20 protein-coding genes are annotated in these 16,082 nt (G+C 60.3%); 15 read left to right on the forward strand and 5 right to left on the reverse strand.

From position 1 onward, the window contains the following. The first annotated feature begins 3 nt into the window (after positions 1-3). A complete protein-coding gene (locus PMI11_RS32900) occupies positions 4-426 on the forward strand; it encodes an NUDIX domain-containing protein (RefSeq protein WP_007826191.1) in 423 nt (140 codons plus the stop codon). On the opposite strand, the gene PMI11_RS32905 is transcribed toward PMI11_RS32900, so the two are convergent. Both PMI11_RS32905 and PMI11_RS32910 read right to left on the reverse strand, forming a co-directional pair. Next, positions 427-744: a TfoX/Sxy family protein gene (locus tag PMI11_RS32905; RefSeq protein ID WP_007826199.1), complete on the reverse strand. Its 318-nt coding sequence runs from the start codon at positions 742-744 to the stop codon at positions 427-429. A gap of 10 nt (positions 745-754) precedes the next feature. Continuing rightward, entirely contained in the window at positions 755-1,249 is a 495-nt protein-coding gene (locus tag PMI11_RS32910; RefSeq protein ID WP_007826208.1) for a flavin reductase, read from the reverse strand. Between the two features lie 172 nt (positions 1,250-1,421). Between PMI11_RS32910 and PMI11_RS32915 the strand changes: the two genes are divergently transcribed. The 5 genes from PMI11_RS32915 (at position 1,422) to purB (ending at position 5,827) form a co-directional block, all read left to right on the forward strand. Then, positions 1,422-2,504, forward strand: coding sequence for a branched-chain amino acid ABC transporter substrate-binding protein (locus tag PMI11_RS32915; RefSeq protein ID WP_007826209.1), 1,083 nt, complete (start codon positions 1,422-1,424; stop codon positions 2,502-2,504). A 59-nt stretch (positions 2,505-2,563) separates the two neighbouring features. Next, positions 2,564-3,241, forward strand: coding sequence for a ribulose-phosphate 3-epimerase (gene rpe / locus PMI11_RS32920; RefSeq protein ID WP_007826210.1), 678 nt, complete (start codon positions 2,564-2,566; stop codon positions 3,239-3,241). Beyond that, a complete protein-coding gene (locus tag PMI11_RS32925; RefSeq protein ID WP_007826211.1) occupies positions 3,241-3,969 on the forward strand; it encodes a DUF2259 domain-containing protein in 729 nt (242 codons plus the stop codon). Before rpe ends, PMI11_RS32925 begins: the two co-directional genes overlap by 1 nt. A 2-nt stretch (positions 3,970-3,971) precedes the next feature. After that, positions 3,972-4,457, forward strand: a complete 486-nt coding sequence (locus PMI11_RS32930; RefSeq protein ID WP_007826212.1) for a hypothetical protein — start codon at positions 3,972-3,974, stop codon at positions 4,455-4,457. A 62-nt stretch (positions 4,458-4,519) separates the two neighbouring features. Then, the gene (purB, locus tag PMI11_RS32935) at positions 4,520-5,827 is read left to right on the forward strand and encodes an adenylosuccinate lyase (RefSeq protein ID WP_007826213.1); all 1,308 of its coding nucleotides are present in this window, start codon (positions 4,520-4,522) and stop codon (positions 5,825-5,827) included. Positions 5,828-5,975: 148 nt separating this feature from the next. Here the strand turns inward: purB and PMI11_RS32940 are convergent, their stop codons facing one another. Both PMI11_RS32940 and PMI11_RS32945 read right to left on the reverse strand, forming a co-directional pair. Continuing rightward, positions 5,976-6,437: a low affinity iron permease family protein gene (locus PMI11_RS32940; protein WP_037072626.1), complete on the reverse strand. Its 462-nt coding sequence runs from the start codon at positions 6,435-6,437 to the stop codon at positions 5,976-5,978. A 124-nt stretch (positions 6,438-6,561) separates the two neighbouring features. Next, positions 6,562-7,365 carry a DUF2189 domain-containing protein gene (locus tag PMI11_RS32945; RefSeq protein WP_007826221.1) on the reverse strand — a complete coding sequence of 268 codons (804 nt, stop codon included), beginning with the start codon at positions 7,363-7,365 and terminating at the stop codon, positions 6,562-6,564. 161 nt (positions 7,366-7,526) lie between these two features. On the opposite strand from PMI11_RS32945, the gene PMI11_RS32950 reads away from it, so the two are divergent. The 7 genes from PMI11_RS32950 (at position 7,527) to PMI11_RS32980 (ending at position 13,432) form a co-directional block, all read left to right on the forward strand. Next, positions 7,527-8,081, forward strand: coding sequence for an RBBP9/YdeN family alpha/beta hydrolase (locus PMI11_RS32950; protein ID WP_007826223.1), 555 nt, complete (start codon positions 7,527-7,529; stop codon positions 8,079-8,081). 107 nt (positions 8,082-8,188) lie between these two features. Beyond that, entirely contained in the window at positions 8,189-10,486 is a 2,298-nt protein-coding gene (locus PMI11_RS32955) for a putative bifunctional diguanylate cyclase/phosphodiesterase (RefSeq protein WP_007826225.1), read from the forward strand. Positions 10,487-10,717: 231 nt separating this feature from the next. Beyond that, positions 10,718-11,482: a phosphoribosylaminoimidazolesuccinocarboxamide synthase gene (gene purC / locus PMI11_RS32960; protein WP_007826228.1), complete on the forward strand. Its 765-nt coding sequence runs from the start codon at positions 10,718-10,720 to the stop codon at positions 11,480-11,482. A 15-nt stretch (positions 11,483-11,497) separates the two neighbouring features. Further along, positions 11,498-11,740: a phosphoribosylformylglycinamidine synthase subunit PurS gene (purS, locus tag PMI11_RS32965; protein ID WP_007826230.1), complete on the forward strand. Its 243-nt coding sequence runs from the start codon at positions 11,498-11,500 to the stop codon at positions 11,738-11,740. 44 nt (positions 11,741-11,784) lie between these two features. Further along, positions 11,785-12,336 (forward strand): RNA 2'-phosphotransferase, encoded by a 552-nt coding sequence (locus tag PMI11_RS32970; protein WP_007826234.1) that lies wholly within the window; start codon positions 11,785-11,787, stop codon positions 12,334-12,336. Next, positions 12,333-13,004: a phosphoribosylformylglycinamidine synthase subunit PurQ gene (purQ, locus tag PMI11_RS32975; protein WP_007826236.1), complete on the forward strand. Its 672-nt coding sequence runs from the start codon at positions 12,333-12,335 to the stop codon at positions 13,002-13,004. Before PMI11_RS32970 ends, purQ begins: the two co-directional genes overlap by 4 nt. 23 nt (positions 13,005-13,027) lie before the next feature. Continuing rightward, positions 13,028-13,432, forward strand: a complete 405-nt coding sequence (locus PMI11_RS32980; protein WP_007826239.1) for a hypothetical protein — start codon at positions 13,028-13,030, stop codon at positions 13,430-13,432. An 8-nt stretch (positions 13,433-13,440) separates the two neighbouring features. On the opposite strand, the gene PMI11_RS32985 is transcribed toward PMI11_RS32980, so the two are convergent. Next, positions 13,441-13,695: a DUF1127 domain-containing protein gene (locus PMI11_RS32985; RefSeq protein WP_007826241.1), complete on the reverse strand. Its 255-nt coding sequence runs from the start codon at positions 13,693-13,695 to the stop codon at positions 13,441-13,443. Between the two features lie 80 nt (positions 13,696-13,775). Between PMI11_RS32985 and PMI11_RS32990 the strand changes: the two genes are divergently transcribed. Together PMI11_RS32990 and PMI11_RS32995 are read left to right on the forward strand one after the other, a co-directional pair. Further along, the gene (locus PMI11_RS32990) at positions 13,776-15,194 is read left to right on the forward strand and encodes an aminotransferase-like domain-containing protein (RefSeq protein WP_007826244.1); all 1,419 of its coding nucleotides are present in this window, start codon (positions 13,776-13,778) and stop codon (positions 15,192-15,194) included. Positions 15,195-15,319: 125 nt separating this feature from the next. Then, positions 15,320-15,901, forward strand: coding sequence for an acyloxyacyl hydrolase (locus PMI11_RS32995; protein WP_007826246.1), 582 nt, complete (start codon positions 15,320-15,322; stop codon positions 15,899-15,901). Positions 15,902-16,082 lie beyond the last annotated feature (181 nt).

The raw sequence follows: 16,082 nt of genomic DNA on the forward strand, positions 1-16,082 counted from the left end.
CCCATGGGCCAGCCCGGCATCGATTTCCCAGGCCTCGGTGTAGGCCTGGTGATTTTGCGCGACGGCAAAATCCTTCTCTACAAGCGCATGCGTCCGCCTGAAGCCGGCTACTGGAATATCGTCGGCGGTAAGGTCGACCATATGGAGCCGGCTGAGGAAGCCGCGCGTCGCGAGGCGGAAGAAGAAACGGGAATGACCATCGGCCGCATCGAGCGGATCGGCTTGACCGAACAGATCATCGATGCCGACCGCCAGCACTGGATTTCCCTTCTCTATATCGCCCGCGACGTGGTGGGCGAACCACAGCTCACCGAACCCGACAAGCTCTCGGATTTCGGCTGGTTCGGCCTTGCCGACCTGCCCGAGCCGCTGTCGGCTTTCACGAAGGTCGCGATATCAGCTCTTCCAGCCGGCGAGTTGCGCTGATCATTCAGCCCGCAGCGCCGCCTCATAGGCAAGCCGCACCCAGCGCGCCATGATGTCGGGATCGTCATAGGCCTCGTCGGGGATGCTCCAATAGGGCATCTTCACCGGAGTTCCCTTCTTGCCCTCGTAGAACCATTGGCTGGCGCCCGCCGCGGCAAATTCCGGTGCGCTCTCTTCATCGGCCTTCAGCAGGATTTCGTCGCGCACTTCGAGCGCCAGGATGCGGCCGAGATGGTAGATGCCTTTGCCGCCGAACATGCGCTTGACGGTGACGGGGCCAAGCGACTGAAACATTTCCTCGATGCCGGCATTGTCCATGCTGCTGAGCCTATATCGTGTGATAACCGCGGTTCAAATAAAGAAGCGCCGGGTGGATCTCGGTGAAACGAACGGCAGCGACTTCGCCGAAGATGACGTTATGGGTCGGCATTTCCTTGATGTCGGTCACCCGGCAGTCGAAGACGGCAAGCGCATCGGCAAGCACGGGCGCGCCCGTTGCCAGCGTTTCGAAGCGGGCACTCAAGAAACGATCCCCATTTTCCAGATGCGTGCGGCCTGAAAAAGCATCGGCAACACCCTGATGGTGGGCGCCGAGTGAGTTCAGCGCGAAGATGCCGCTGCGCCAGAAGATCTCGTTCTTCTCATTGGTGTTGTTGAGGCAGACGAGAACGGAAGCCGGATTGTCGGATACCGAGCAGGCAGCCGTGATGGTGACGCCGCGGCGGGTTTCACCGAGCGCCGTCGTCACGAGCTGCACATGGCCGGCATAGCGGCTCATGGCATCGCGATAGAGGCCGGGATCGATATGCTGCCTGTTCAACACATGCTTCTCCACAATCAGTGTCTTGTTTTTGTTATTTCACCAATATGGCGGGCATCGGTTACCTTTTCTACAATGGCACCCTCTAAAAGCTGCAGAACACGCTTGTTTTTCTTTGACGATTGCCGCCGTGCGGATAAAAGGGCATGGACAAGACGAGAGACCTGCACTTTTCATGATGACCCTGCGTGTCATAGCCGCCCTTCTGTCGCTCATGGCGTTGACGGCCGAAAGCCGTGCGGCCGGCGTGACGATCGGCGTCGTGGCACCGCAGGACGGCACTTTCGCCTCGCTCGGCGCCCAGATTTCCGCCGGCGCGAATTTTGAGATCCAGCGGGCCGGTAATACGGTCGTTCCCGTCAATGAGACCTGCCAGGACAATAGCGGCCAGGCGGTCGCCGATGCGCTGATCGCCGCCAAGGTCCAGATCGCCATCGGCTTCCTCTGCAGCGAGACGCTGGAAGGCGCCCTGCCGAAGCTGAAGGACGCCAATATTCCCGTCATCACCGTGTCCGTGCGCTCGCGCATCCTGATGGAGGATTCGCTGAAGAACGGCTGGCTCCTCTTCCGCCTCGGCCCGCAGGATAGCGATGAAGCCGCCAAGATCATCCAGATCATCCTGCAGCAATGGACGGCGTCTCCGATCGCCCTTATCGAGGACGGCACGATCCACGGTCGCGAACTGACGGAAGCCGTGCGCAATGCGCTCGAAGAAAATGGCCTAAAGCCCGTTTTCACCGACACGTACCGGCCGGGGCAGGAACAACAGATCGGCCTCGTGCGCCGCCTGAAACGGGCCGGCGCCACCAGGGTCTTCATCGGCGGTGACAGGAACGATGTCGCCATCATCGCCCGTGATGCCAAGGCCGAAAATATCCCGCTTGACATTTTGAGCGGCGATGCGATGCGCGCCGCAAACCAGCCGCTCGTGCTGGCGGATGGCGTGCGCGCCGTCGCCATTCCCGAATATGCGCTTCTGCCGGATGCGGCTGCGACCGTCGAGGCCTTGAGCGCGGCCGGAACCGAGCCGGAAGGTTATGTCCTGCCGGCAGTAGCTGCCGCGCTGATCGCTGATCAGGCGGTGCAGGCAGCGGTCGCCGAAGGCAAGCCGGTGGCCGAAAAGCTCATCGGAATGCAGTTCAATACATCGATCGGACCGGTCACCTTCACGCCGGCCCATGAACTGTCGCAAAATCCCTATCGTCTTCTCGAATGGCGCGGCGACACTTTCATCCCGCCTGCCGATGGGACAGACTGATCTATTGAAATTTGCCGTGAGGCGGTTCGTCCGCTTCCGGTTGAGAGGAGACCGAGACCATGACGACACTGCCCATCCGCATCGCCCCATCGATCCTGGCGGCAGATTTTGCAAAGCTCGGCGAGGAAGTGCGCAACGTCACCGCGGCCGGCGCCGACTGGATCCATCTCGACGTCATGGACGGGCATTTCGTGCCGAACATCTCCTTCGGCCCCGATGTCATCAAGTCGCTGCGCTCCTATACGGATGCGACCTTCGACTGCCATCTGATGATCTCGCCGGCCGACCCCTATCTGGAGGCTTTCGCCAAGGCCGGCTGCGACCGCATCACCGTGCATGCCGAGGCAGGACCGCATCTGCACCGCTCGCTGCAGACGATCCGCCATCTCGGCAAGAAGGTCGGCGTCACCCTCAATCCGGCAACCCCGCTCTCGGCGGTCGAGAACGTGCTTGACGATGTCGACCTCATTCTCATTATGTCCGTCAACCCCGGTTTCGGCGGCCAGAAATTCATTCCGGCAATGGCAGACAAGATCGCAGCGGCGAAGTCACTCATCGGTGATCGCCCGATCGAGCTTGAGGTGGACGGCGGCGTGACGGTCGATACTGCGCCTGCCGTGGCAAAGGCCGGCGGCAATGTGCTCGTCGCCGGATCGGCAATTTTCAAGGGCGGCTCGGTCGAGACCTATCGCCAGGCCATTTCCGCCCTTCGCAACGCGGCTGAGGGAGCTCGCTGATGACGAAGCGCATGTTCATGGGCGGACTTTTCGCCGCCCTGCTGACCGGCATGGCGGCCACGGCCTCTGCCGGCGATATTGCCAATATGCAGCCTGTCGGCTTCTCCTCCGATGGCAAGGTCTTTGCCTTCCAGGAATTCGGCATGAAGGATGGCAAGATCCCCTATTCGGATACCTATTTCATCGATACCGACACGGGAGCCGATCTCGAGGGCACGCCCTTTCATCTGGAACTGACTGACAAGGATGCCGATCTGTCCAAGGCACGCCGCCAGAATCTAACGGCGGCCCGCCAGCAGATGGACAAGTACGATCTTCTGACCAATCCCGGCCTGATCGCCGCGTTCAACCCGCCGACCGAGCTCGGCTCGCCGATGAAAACGATCCGTTACACGACGATTGCAAGTGACGGCCCGCCGCGGGGCGCTTATTCGCTGCTGCTCGGCGATGCCGAAGTCGCCAGGCCGGAAAGCTGCAAGGATGTCAACCGCGTCATCGGCTTCACCCTGCAGCTCATCGAGAAGGACGGTGCGCCGAACCGCCAGCTGGTGCATGAGGACAAGTCGCTGCCGGCGGATCGCGGCTGCACCGTGGAATATCGCATGGGCGGCGCACTCGTCTATCAGCCGGAATCGGGCAAGCCTGTCCATATCGCCCTCATCTTGGCGCTGAGCGCCTCTCCTGACGGTCGCAACGGCCGCTGGATCGCCGTTCCGGTTCACCCCTGAGAATGAACCGTCTGCGGGCGGCATGGCCGTCCTTATCAGAACTTTTCATCGGCGCCCCGCTCTGGGGCGTCCAGATGCTGCTCTCGGCCATGGTCGGCCTCTATCTGCGCAATGGATGGGAGACGAGCCATGTGCTCGATCTCTCCATCCTCTATTTCGGCGGCGGGCTGCTCTCCTGGCCCTTCAACTTGCTTGTCGGGCGCTATCTTGCGATCGGCCATCAGGTGGAGGCGCGTTTTGCCGCGTTCTTCCTGGCGCTGACGACAGGTACGGTCCTGATGACGGCCTTTCTCTTCGCCATGGATTACCGGATTTTCTATTCCCGCTGGCATTCGCCGTTCGGCTCCGTCATCTGGATGTTTCAGTTCGTCTTTACCGGCGCCAGCGCCGTCTATCAGTTCCTCGTCCTTGGCCTGGGGCTGTTTTTGCCCCTCGGACTGGTCGGTCTTTTTGTCACCAGCCTGGCTCTTGCCAAACGCATGCGTTGAGATTGCCGGCCGTCTTTGCTACAGGGGCCGCAGCTACTGTCACGAAATGAAGGCGCTCGCCCATGATCCCTCGTTATTCCCGGCCCGATATGGTCGCCATCTGGTCTCCCGAAACCAAGTTCCGCATCTGGTTCGAGATTGAGGCGCATGCCTGCGACGCGCTGGCAGACCTCGGCGTGATCCCGAAGACGGCCGCCGCCACCATCTGGGAAAAGGGCGGCAAGGCGACTTTCGACGTTGCCCGCATCGATGAGATCGAGGCCGTCACCAAACATGACGTCATCGCCTTCCTGACGCATCTTGCGGAAATCGTCGGCCCGGACGCCCGCTTCGTCCATCAGGGCATGACCTCTTCCGACGTGCTCGACACCACGTTCAACATCCAGCTCGTGCGCGCTGCCGATATCCTGCTCGCCGACATGGACCGTGTTCTGACAGCGCTGAAGACGCGTGCCTTCGAGCACAAGGATACAATCCGCATCGGCCGCAGCCACGGTATCCATGCCGAGCCGACGACGATGGGCCTGACCTTCGCCCGCTTCTATGCCGAGATGAGCCGCAACCGCGCCCGCCTCGTTGCCGCCCGCGCCGAAATCGCGACCGGTGCCATCTCCGGCGCTGTCGGCACCTTCGCCAATATCGATCCTGTTGTCGAAGAGCATGTCTGCGCGGCACTCGGCCTCGTTCCGGAACCCGTCTCCACGCAGGTTATCCCGCGTGACCGCCACGCAATGTTCTTCGCAACGCTTGGCGTCATCGGCTCGTCGATCGAAAACGTCGCGATCGAAATCCGCCACATGCAGCGCACCGAAGTGCTGGAGGCAGAAGAATTCTTCTCGCCGGGCCAGAAGGGCTCGTCTGCCATGCCGCACAAGCGCAACCCGGTCCTGACTGAAAACCTGACCGGCCTTGCGCGTCTCGTGCGCATGTCGGTCGTACCCGCGATGGAAAACGTGGCGCTCTGGCATGAGCGCGACATCAGCCATTCGAGCGTCGAGCGCGCCATCGGCCCGGACACGACGATCACCCTCGATTTCGCGCTGAACCGTCTGGCCGGCGTCGTCGAAAAGCTCGTGGTCTATCCCGAGAACATGGAAAAGAACCTCAACAAGTTCCGTGGCCTCGTCCATTCGCAGCGCGTTCTCCTGGCGCTGACCCAGGCCGGCACCTCCCGCGAGGACGCCTACCGCCTCGTGCAGCGCAACGCCATGAAGGTCTGGGAACAGGGCAAGGATTTTCTGGAAGAACTGCTCGCCGATGCCGAGGTCCGCGCCGCGCTTTCCGAAGAAGACATTCGCGAGAAGTTCGATCTCGGTTATCATACGAAGCACGTCGACACGATCTTCCGCCGCGTCTTCGGCGAAGCTTGATCGGCACTAGAGCGCCGTGCGTCCATTCGGACGCACTAAGGACGCTCTAACTCTTTGAATTTACGCATCAAGCTTTCCGAAAATCGATTCCGATTTTCGGGCCGATGCTATAGCCATGTCACGAGACGGCGCCCGCGAGGCGCCGTTTTCATTTTCGCTTCCGGGACGAGGTCGCTGGTGCAGCGCGCTTCTTTTTCTCTGGCTTCCCGATCGATGTATCGCCCGGCTCATCCGATATCTCGCAGGCCTCTGTCTCACCCCTGCCCTTGGCCGCTTTGGCCACCAGGCGGTCGAGATGCTTGAGGTCTTCTTCGTCGAGATTTTCGATACCGATGAAGCGGTTCTCGGCATGGCTCGTCAGGATGATTTCGTTGAGCTTCGCCTGGATGGCCCGCGTATCGCGTGTCTGCGCATTCTGAAGCACGAAGACCATCAGGAAGGTGATGATCGTCGTGCCGGTGTTGATCACCAGCTGCCAGGTTTCCGAGTAGTCGAAGACAGGGCCGAGAGCAGCCCAGATGATCACGGCGATGAGCGCCAGAATGAAGGTCACCGGCTTGCCCGCCCACTCCGATATCTTGGTTGCGAAGCGGGCAAATACGTGGCGTATGGTCACCTTGAAATCCTCCTTCGAAGTCGGCGCAAGACAAACTCCAAGCAAGGTTCCGAGGTTCCAGAGTGCAGTGAAATTCCGGGGCATCGTGCAAATTCGCGATACCCCGGGAATGCTGTCGTCACATGGCTTCGCGGGCAATCAGTTTCCGGTAAAGATGCCAGGTCGCATGGCCGAGGATCGGGATGACGAGTGCGAGGCCGACAAAGAGCGGGATCGTGCCGATGACGAGCGACGCGGCAACGATCAGGCCCCAGAGCAATACCGGTATCGGATTGACGAAGGTTGCCCGGATCGAGGCGACCATCGCAGCCACCGCCCCGCAATCCCTGTCGAGCAGCATCGGGAAGGTCACGACGGTGATCGCCAGAACGACGAACGCAAAGCCGAGGCCGACCAGATTGCCCCACAGGATGAGTTGCATGCCTTCAGGCGTACCGAACACTTGCTGCAGGAAGAGCGACATGGAGCGCGGGAAGACTTCGCCGAGAAGGCCCGTATAGATGGTTTGCGCCGTGACCAGCCAGACGGTGAAGATCCCAAACAGCAGGAGGCCGACGGCGATGATGGACGGCAAAGCCGGTGAATGGCGCACGTCGAGTGCATGTTTCCAGGACGTATCGAGCCCGGCCTCGCGCCGGCGGCTCATTTCATAAAGGCCGATCGCGGCAATCGGGCCGATCAGCACAAAGCCCGACATCAGCGGAAAGATCATCGGTGCGAGATTGGCGCCCGAGCTCAGCATCGTCAGGAAGATACCGGCGATCGGATACATGAGACACAGGAAAACGTAATGCGAGGGCTTCTCGCGGAAATCCTCGAAACCCAGCCTGAGCGCGTCGAAGACGTCGGCTATGCTGATCCTGTTGACCACGGGCCGTGCGAAGTTCTCGCCAGCGCCCGTCATGACATGAAATGTCGTCACGGCTTTCTCCTCCTCAGCCAAGATGAGCCGGAGGCGAATGTGTGGGCAACGAGGGGCCGACACGAGAACGCAACCGGCATAAAGCCACTTTAGCAAATTTTTTTAGCTAAGTCGCTCTTTCCCTTGACATCGCGGTTAAGCTTTCTCACATCGGCGGCACCATGAAAGCTTCAGACGCAGATATCCTCATCATTCCCGGCTATACCAATTCCGGCCCCGACCATTGGCAGAGCCGCTGGGAAGCAAAACTCAGCACCGCGCGCCGCGTCGAGCAGGCGGAATGGTCCAAGCCCGTGCGTGAGGACTGGACTGCCCGCATCGCTGAAGCGGTGAATGCCTCGACACGCCCCGTGGTGCTCATCGCCCATTCCCTCGGGGTGCCGTCGGTGATCCACGCAATTCCGCTGTTTCAAAAGCGCGTTGCCGGCGCCTTCTTCGTGGCGCCGCCCGATGTTGCCAATCCGGATATCCGCCCGAAGCATCTGATGACCTTCGGCCCCTACCCGCGCGATCCGCTGCCTTTCCCCTCGATTACGGTCGCCAGCCGCAACGATCCCTTCGGCACCTACGAGCATGCTGACGACATCGCCAACAGCTGGGGTTCCTTCCTGGTGGATGCGGGCGAGTCCGGTCATATTAACTCGGAATCCGGCCACGGCCCCTGGCCGGAAGGCACGATGGTCTTTGCCCAGTTTCTCAGCCGCCTGCCCGGCTGAGAAAGCCAAAAAATCCGGCATTTCCAGTGAATTAAGCGATCGCTTTCTAAGCATTTCTTAATGGAAAGACCGCAGACTGCGCTGACGCCAGAAAAGCGAGAGCGCCCGTGAAGCAAACCCACCCGCCAAAAGCCGCCTATGTCAGTTGCGACGAGCCGGCGGCCGATGGGTTCGCAAGCTACCCCGACGATTCCGACATTGCCGAGCGCGAAAGCCGCTGGAACTACGCACTCGTCGGCTCCGGCCTCGGTGTCTGGGACCACAACTACCGCCTCGACAAGAAATATTATTCGCAGACCTGGAAGAGCATTCGCGGCATGGCGCCGGATGAGGAGGCCGACGGCGACTACGAGGCCTGGCTGCAGCTCGTTCATCCCGATGATCGCGATTTCGTCGTCAACGCCATCGAGCGCCAGAATGCCGGCGACCCTGACTATCATGTCTTCCAGTATCGAGAGCGCCACAAGAACGGCCAGTGGGTCTGGATCGAATGCCGCGGTGCACCCGTCGAATGGGATGAGGACGGCGCTGCTCAGCGCGTCGTCGGCACGGACACCGACATCACCGCGCGCAAGGAAACCGAGGAGATGCTGGCGCAGCTCTCCCGCCGTCTCGACCTTGCTTTGCAGATCAGCGACATCGGCGTTTTCGAAGCCGATATCGATCACGGGACCGTCGAATGGGACGACCGCCTCATTGCCATCTACGGACTGGAGGATGCCGATCGTTTCTCCGCAGCCAATGCCTGGCTCAGCACTGTTCATCCTGATGATCGCGATCGCGTCAACGAAACCGTCGAAAGCAACGTCAACAACGAGACCGGCTTTCATCAGGAATTCCGCATCATCAGAGGCGATGGCGCCGAGCGCATCATCCGTGCCCGCTCGGCCTTCTTCGTCGACGGCAATGGCTGCCGCAAGCTGATCGGCGCCAATTGGGACGTGACAGAGGAAGTGGCGCTGCGCAACGAGTTGCGGCGCGCCAAGGATCTTGCAGAAGCCCGCAACCGCGAACTCGAAGCCGCCAAGGAAAGCATCGAGCATCTGGCGTTCCATGATTATCTGACCGGCCTGCCGAACCGCCGCTATCTCGACAAGATGCTGGAGGAGCGCTCCGCCCATTGCCGCGAGGAAGGTCTGGCGCTTGCCATCCTTCATATCGATCTCGACCGCTTCAAACAGATCAACGATACGCTCGGCCACCGCGCCGGCGATCATATGCTCAAACATGCTGCCCGGGTGCTGCGTGATTCCATTCGCGGCACCGATTTCGTCGCGCGCATCGGCGGCGATGAATTCGTCGTTCTCTGCATCGTCGATACTCCCTCGAAGAAGATTGCCACCGTCGCCGAGCGCATCATCCGCGAGCTGCGCAAACCCATCAAATACGAGGGGCATGATTGCCGTTTCGGCGCCAGCATCGGCATCGCTATCGATAGCGGCCCGAAGCTCGACGAAAAGCAGCTCCTGCTCAACGCCGATATCGCGCTCTACCGGGCCAAGGGCTCCGGCCGCAACCGCCACGAATTCTTCTCCAATGCTGCACGCCGTACGATCCTGACGGCCAAGCGCCTTGCCGATGAAATCCTGATCGGCCTGGAGCGCAGCGAATTCCTGCCCTTCTACCAGCCGCAGTTCGATGCCCGCACGCTCGATATCGCCGGCATCGAGACGCTGGCCCGCTGGCAGCATCCGGAACACGGACTGCTGGCACCCGATCGCTTCCTCGACATTGCCGAGGATCTCGACGTCGTCTCGACCATCGATGCGCTGATCCTCGAACAGGCGATCGCCGACCGGAAAGCCTGGATCCGCGAAGGCTTCACCATTCCCCGCATCTCCGTCAATGTCTCCGGTCGGAGACTGTCCGATCCGCAGCTTGGCAAGAAGCTGCGCTCGCTGAAGATCGAGCCCGGCACGGTCTCTTTCGAACTCCTGGAATCGATCTCGCTTGACGATTGCGACGAGGCGGTCACCGCCAATCTCAAGAAGCTGAAGAAGCTCGGCATCGACATCGAGGTCGACGATTTCGGCACCGGTCATGCCTCGATTGTCAGCTTGCTGCGGCTGAGCCCAAAAACACTGAAGATCGATCGCGAGCTGATCAGGCACCTGCCGCAATCGGCCGAGCAGCGCAAGCTCGTGCGTTCCATCATCGAGATCGGCCGCTCGCTGAATATTCTCGTTACCGCGGAAGGTGTCGAGACCGCCGATCACGTCCGTATCCTGCAGGAGCTCGGCTGCGACATGCTGCAGGGCTATGCGCTCGCCCGGCCGATGTCCGGCCTGCAATTCCCGGCTTTCATCCGTGGCGAAAGCTGGCGGCAGCCGGAGGGTGCGCGCGCACTGCAGAAGGATCTGCGGCGTTCCTTGGGCCGGCCCATCTCCAAAACAGCCTCCGGATAAAGACCTGTATAACCCCTCCGAGATTTTGCCTTCATTCCACCGTAAAGAAAAAGGCGGTAGTCTCCACCTGGCAAGATTTCGATTCTCTTTGCGGTTTTCCCGCCCAAGGCCGGAAACCGGGGAAGGAGTGACAGGCGGATTGTGAAACTCTCTCTTTTCCTTTAAGGGGACGCCACGAGATCGATCCACGCGCGCCATCCCAAGGGCGCCAACAACTAGAGAATAACCACAATGAACCGTCGCCGCCGTATCTACGAGGGCAAGGCAAAGATTCTGTATGAAGGGCCTGAACCGGGCACGCTGATCCAGTTCTTCAAGGACGATGCCACTGCTTTCAACAAGAAGAAACACGAAGTCATTGATGGCAAGGGCGTCCTCAACAACCGTATTTCTGAATATATCTTCAGCCATCTGAATAAGATTGGCATTCCCACGCACTTCATCCGCCGGCTCAACATGCGCGAGCAGCTGATCAAGGAAGTGGAGATGATCCCGCTCGAGATCGTCGTGCGCAACGTCGCCGCCGGCTCGCTCGCCAAGCGCCTCGGCATCGAGGAAGGTGTGGTCCTGCCGCGCTCGATCATCGAATTCTATTACAAGTCCGACGCGCTCGAAGATCCGATGGTCTCCGAAGAGCACATCACCGCCTTCGGCTGGGCCAATCCGGCTGAGCTCGACGACATCATGGCGCTCGCCATCCGTGTGAACGACTTCATGACCGGCCTCTTCCTCGGCGTCGGCATTCAGCTCGTCGATTTCAAGATCGAATGCGGCCGCCTCTTCGAAGGCGACATGATGCGCATCATTCTGGCTGACGAAATCTCGCCGGACAGCTGCCGCCTCTGGGATATCGAGACCCACAAGAAGATGGACAAGGACCTCTTCCGCCGCGATATGGGCGGTCTGCTGGAAGCCTATTCCGAAGTTGCGCGCCGTCTCGGTATCATCAATGAAAACGAGCCCGTGCGCGGCACCGGCCCCGTTCTGGTCAAGTAAAAGCAGGGAAAACAAGTGATCAAGGCTCGCGTCACTGTCACGCTGAAAAACGGCGTTCTCGATCCTCAGGGCAAGGCCATCGAAGGCGCGCTCGGCGCCCTCGGCTTCGGCGGCGTCGGTCATGTCCGCCAGGGCAAGGTCTTCGACCTGGAGCTCGAAGGCACCGACAAGGCCAAGGCCGAAGCCGACCTCAAGGCCATGTGTGAGAAACTCCTCGCAAACACGGTCATCGAGAACTACGCGATCGCGATCGACTGACGATCACAGGCCCGCTATGCGGCGGGCCTTCAGGATGAAGCGTCATGGAAGCAAAGCTGGAGACGGAAGTCTCGAAATTCATGAGCTATGTTTTGCGCCATGCGCCGGAAGCCGCACGCCTGACGCTTGATGCCGAGGGTTGGGTATCCTTCGATACATTCGAAAAGGCAGTGACGTCGAAATACGACGTCTCCCGTTCCGATATTATCGGGATCATCGAAAACAGTCCGAAGAAGCGCTTTGCGCTTGTCGATAACAGAATTCGCGCCAACCAGGGCCACAGCGTCGAAGTTGATCTTGCGTTGAAGGCGGTCCGGCCGCCTGCAATTCTTTTCCACGGTACGTCACTCGTGAACTGGCCCCTGATCGAGCGCGAAGGCCTGAAGAAGATGGAACGGCACCACGTTCATCTCTCGGCGGATGTCGATACGGCCAAGATCGTCGCAACGCGCCGCAAGGGCGACACTATTATCCTGCGTGTAGACGCAGCCCGCATGTTTTCAGAGGGTCATTCTTTCTTTGTCTCGGACAATGGAGTATGGCTCGCCGAAAGCGTTCCAGTTCAATATCTTTCGCCAAACGCGGGGACCTTATGAAATCAGCCGTCGTTCAACTTCCGGGCCTCAACCGCGATCGCGATATGATCGCCGCTCTCACCAAGATCTCCGGTCATCAGCCGGTGACGATCTGGCAGACGGAGACGGAAATCCCTGACGTCGATCTGATCGTCATTCCCGGTGGCTTCTCCTATGGCGATTATCTGCGCTGTGGCGCCATTGCCGCTCGCATGCCGGTCATGCAGGCGATCATCGAGAAGGCCAACAAGGGCGTGAAGGTTCTGGGCGTCTGCAACGGCTTCCAGATCCTCGTCGAGGCCGGCCTTCTGCCGGGCGCGCTGATGCGCAACGCCTCACTGAAATTCGTCTGCCGCGAGATCAAGCTCGAAGTCGTCAACGCCGAGACGGATTTTTCCCGCGCCTATGAAAAGGGCCAGATCATCCGCTGCCCGGTCGCCCATCACGACGGCAACTATTTTGCCGACGCCGAGACGCTGGCTGCCATCGAAGGCAACGGCCAGGTGGTTTTCCGCTATGCCGAAGGCACCAACCCGAATGGTTCGGTCAACGATATTGCCGGCGTCATGAACGCCAAGGGCAATGTGCTCGGCATGATGCCACATCCGGAAAATCTCATCGAGGCCGCTCACGGCGGTTCGGATGGCCGCGGCCTCTTCGCCTCGGCGCTCGACGTCATCGCCGCCTGAATTCTGGCCGAAGAGCAAGATAGATGCACCCTCGCCTTTTCGCCGCCATCGCCAACGCCGCTGCCTTTGCCGGCCTCGCCGCACTGGTGGCCGCCTGCCAGTCCCCGACGCCTGCAAAGGGGCCGGACCGCACTGCGCTCTCGACGATGGAGCGTGTGGCGCTTGGCGCTAATGGCTGCTGGTTCAAGTCCGGCGATCCGGCTTTCGCCGCCTACAAGCTCGCACCGGAACTCAATTCCTTCTCCGGTCGTCCGCGCATTCTCGTAGTACACAAGGGTAGCCCGGAAAGCCGGCCGTTGCTTGTCGTGCAGGCCGAAGGCAATCCGGCCAAGATGCAGGCGTTTGGCCCGATGATGTCCGAGCCGGTCGCCGGTCGCATCGCCGCCGATGTCACCCGCTGGTCGGGCGGCAATCGCGCCTGCAGCTGAGCTTTGGCTTAATCCCAGAAAAACGACTTGCTGACTTCGCGTGCGGCATCGGACTGCGACAGGCCGATATCCTTGAGTTGATCTGCCGTCAGTCCGCGCAACGCCAGGCGCCCCTCCCGCTTCTGTTGCCACAGAAGGAAGACTGCCCACAGGCGGCCGGCCCACGTCGTGGCCGGCGCCTGCCTCGGGAGGACAATTTCGTGCGGGCTATCGATAGAGACAATCGATACAATCTCGCTCTTTATTTGAGGTACAACGGACATCCTTGGCTCCTGTTGTTTTCGCTCTTGAGATTGTCACATAGTCTTGACAGCAAGAGGGTGACAATCTATTCATTGTCACCATGACAAATTGGCTCCCAGATCTCTCGCAGGGCTCCGGCCCAGTTTATATGCGGCTTGCGGACAATATCGAATCCGCAATTGCTTCCGGCGCTTTGCCGGCGGGAGCCAAGCTGCCGCCGCAGCGGAATCTCGCCTATGACATCGGGGTGACAATCGGGACAATCGGCCGCGCCTATGCGCTGGTTCATGAGCGCGGCCTCGTCGCCGGTGAAGTCGGCCGCGGCACCTATGTGCTCGATCGTGCCGATACGCCCCCGAGCGAACAAACGGATCCCCTTACCCTTTCGCTGAGCGGCACCCGCATTGCAGACGCCCCGGCAAACAAGCTTCGCTTCGACACGACCGCCGCCCCTGATCTCGGTCAGGGCAAGGTCATCGCCGGCATCATGGCCGAGATCGGCGAGCAGCATCTGGCGGAAATCTCCTCCTATTCACGCAGCTTCCCGCGGAACTGGTTCGATGCCGGACGTCTGTGGCTGGCGCGCAACGACTGGTCGCCGGAGGTCGAAAATGTCGTTCCGACGCTCGGCGCGCATGCCGCGGCAATTGCCGTCATCGCCGCCGTGTCTGCGCCCGGTGACAAGATCGTTTTCGAAAACCTCACCTATACGCAGGTCAGCCGCAGCGTTCGCCTGCTCGGCCGGCGCACACTGACGGTCGAGTCGGATGAACTCGGCATCATCCCCGAGGATTTCGAGCGTCTCTGCCAGCAGCAGCACCCGAAGCTGGTCTTCACGATGCCGACGGTTCACAATCCCACCCTTGCGATAATGCCCTACGAGCGTCGCCTCGCCATCGCCGACATTGCCAGAAGGCATGGCGTCTGGATCATCGAGGATGATCTCTATGGCGGCATGGCCAATGACGATACGCCGCTGCTCGCTTCGATCGCTCCGGATCGCACCTTCCTCGTCAATGGTCTGTCGAAATCGGTGGCGGCTGGTGTGCGCGGCGGCTGGGTTGCCTGCCCGCCGCATTTCGCCCAGCGCATCAAGGTCACGCACAAGATGGTGACTGGCGGGCTGCCCTTCATTCTGGCCGAGACCTGCGCGCGATTGGTGGAGAGTGGCAAGGCGCACGAGATCCGCAATGCAAGTGTCGTGGAGCTGTCGGCCCGCGTGAGCCTCGCCCGTGAGGTCATGCAGGGATTCGATTTCGAATCCCACCCGCATGCGCCTTTCCTGTGGCTGAAACTACCGGAACCCTGGCTGTCCGGCACCTTCAAGAATGCAGCCTTCCGCGATGGCGTGCTTGTTGATGACGAGGATGAGTTCAAGGCGGCGCGCGGCGAGAAAGCCTACCATCGCGTGCGCGTTGGATTCTCCTCGCCGAAGGATAGAACGGAGCTCGCCGCGGGCCTTATGATATTGAAAAGACTGCTGGAAAATGGCGGATCGGCCTATGACGGGGAAATCTGACCTGTTGCAAAATAGTGTCAGGATTGTGGAAAAGGCCTCAATCGGAACACGAGCGCTTTACCACTGATAGCCGCATGTTACCTCTGTCCCATTCCGCTGTTGAGGCGGGAATCAAAGGACAGCAGATGAAATCCGATTTCTGTTCAATCGTGCTGCGCCTGTCGAGTGTCGCGTCGGTCGCAGTCATTGCAAGCATCCTGGGAATGTCATCAGCGGCGCAAGCCGGAGACAAGATTTTCGACGAATTGCGCTTCGGCGCTTCCGCTTCCGTACAGGGCGGACATTCGCATGAAGATGGCGTTTTCCCTGAAATAACGGCCCTTTTCGATCCCTTCGGTTTTGAGCAGGCAACCGACTGGAAGCAGCAGCTCATGCATCCGCGTGTCCATGTCGGCACCTCGATCGGCACGGCGGGTGAAGCCACGCAGTTCTTTGCCGGTTTTACCTGGACGGTTGACCTCAGCGACAAGATCTTCGCTGAAGCTGGCTTCGGCGGCGTCATCCACACCGGCGAGCTTCGCGATGACGACGACCACCCCGACCTCGGCTGTCGTGTGCTGTTCCACGAATATCTCGGCGCCGGCTATCGCTTCAACAGCAACTGGAATGTCATGGCGCAGCTCGCCCATTCCTCGAATGCCAACCTGTGCGACGCCCCGAACGACGGCATGACCCGCGCCGGACTGATGGTCGGCTACAAATTCTAGTCTGCCGGTGGCTTCCTGAATCGTAATTGCGAACCCTATGATGCCCGCCCCTGTTGACGGCAGGCATTTTCCTGTCGCGCACAATTCCTACATAAGCTAAAGACACGGCAAACGCGCTAGAGCATGTCCGTTGTTCTTCGAATCTCGGTCATGCCCTATCTCTTTGTTTCACGCAATTCCG

Source organism: Rhizobium sp. CF142 (assembly GCF_000281145.1).
In the GTDB taxonomy this organism is placed as follows: Bacteria; Pseudomonadota; Alphaproteobacteria; order Rhizobiales; family Rhizobiaceae; genus Rhizobium.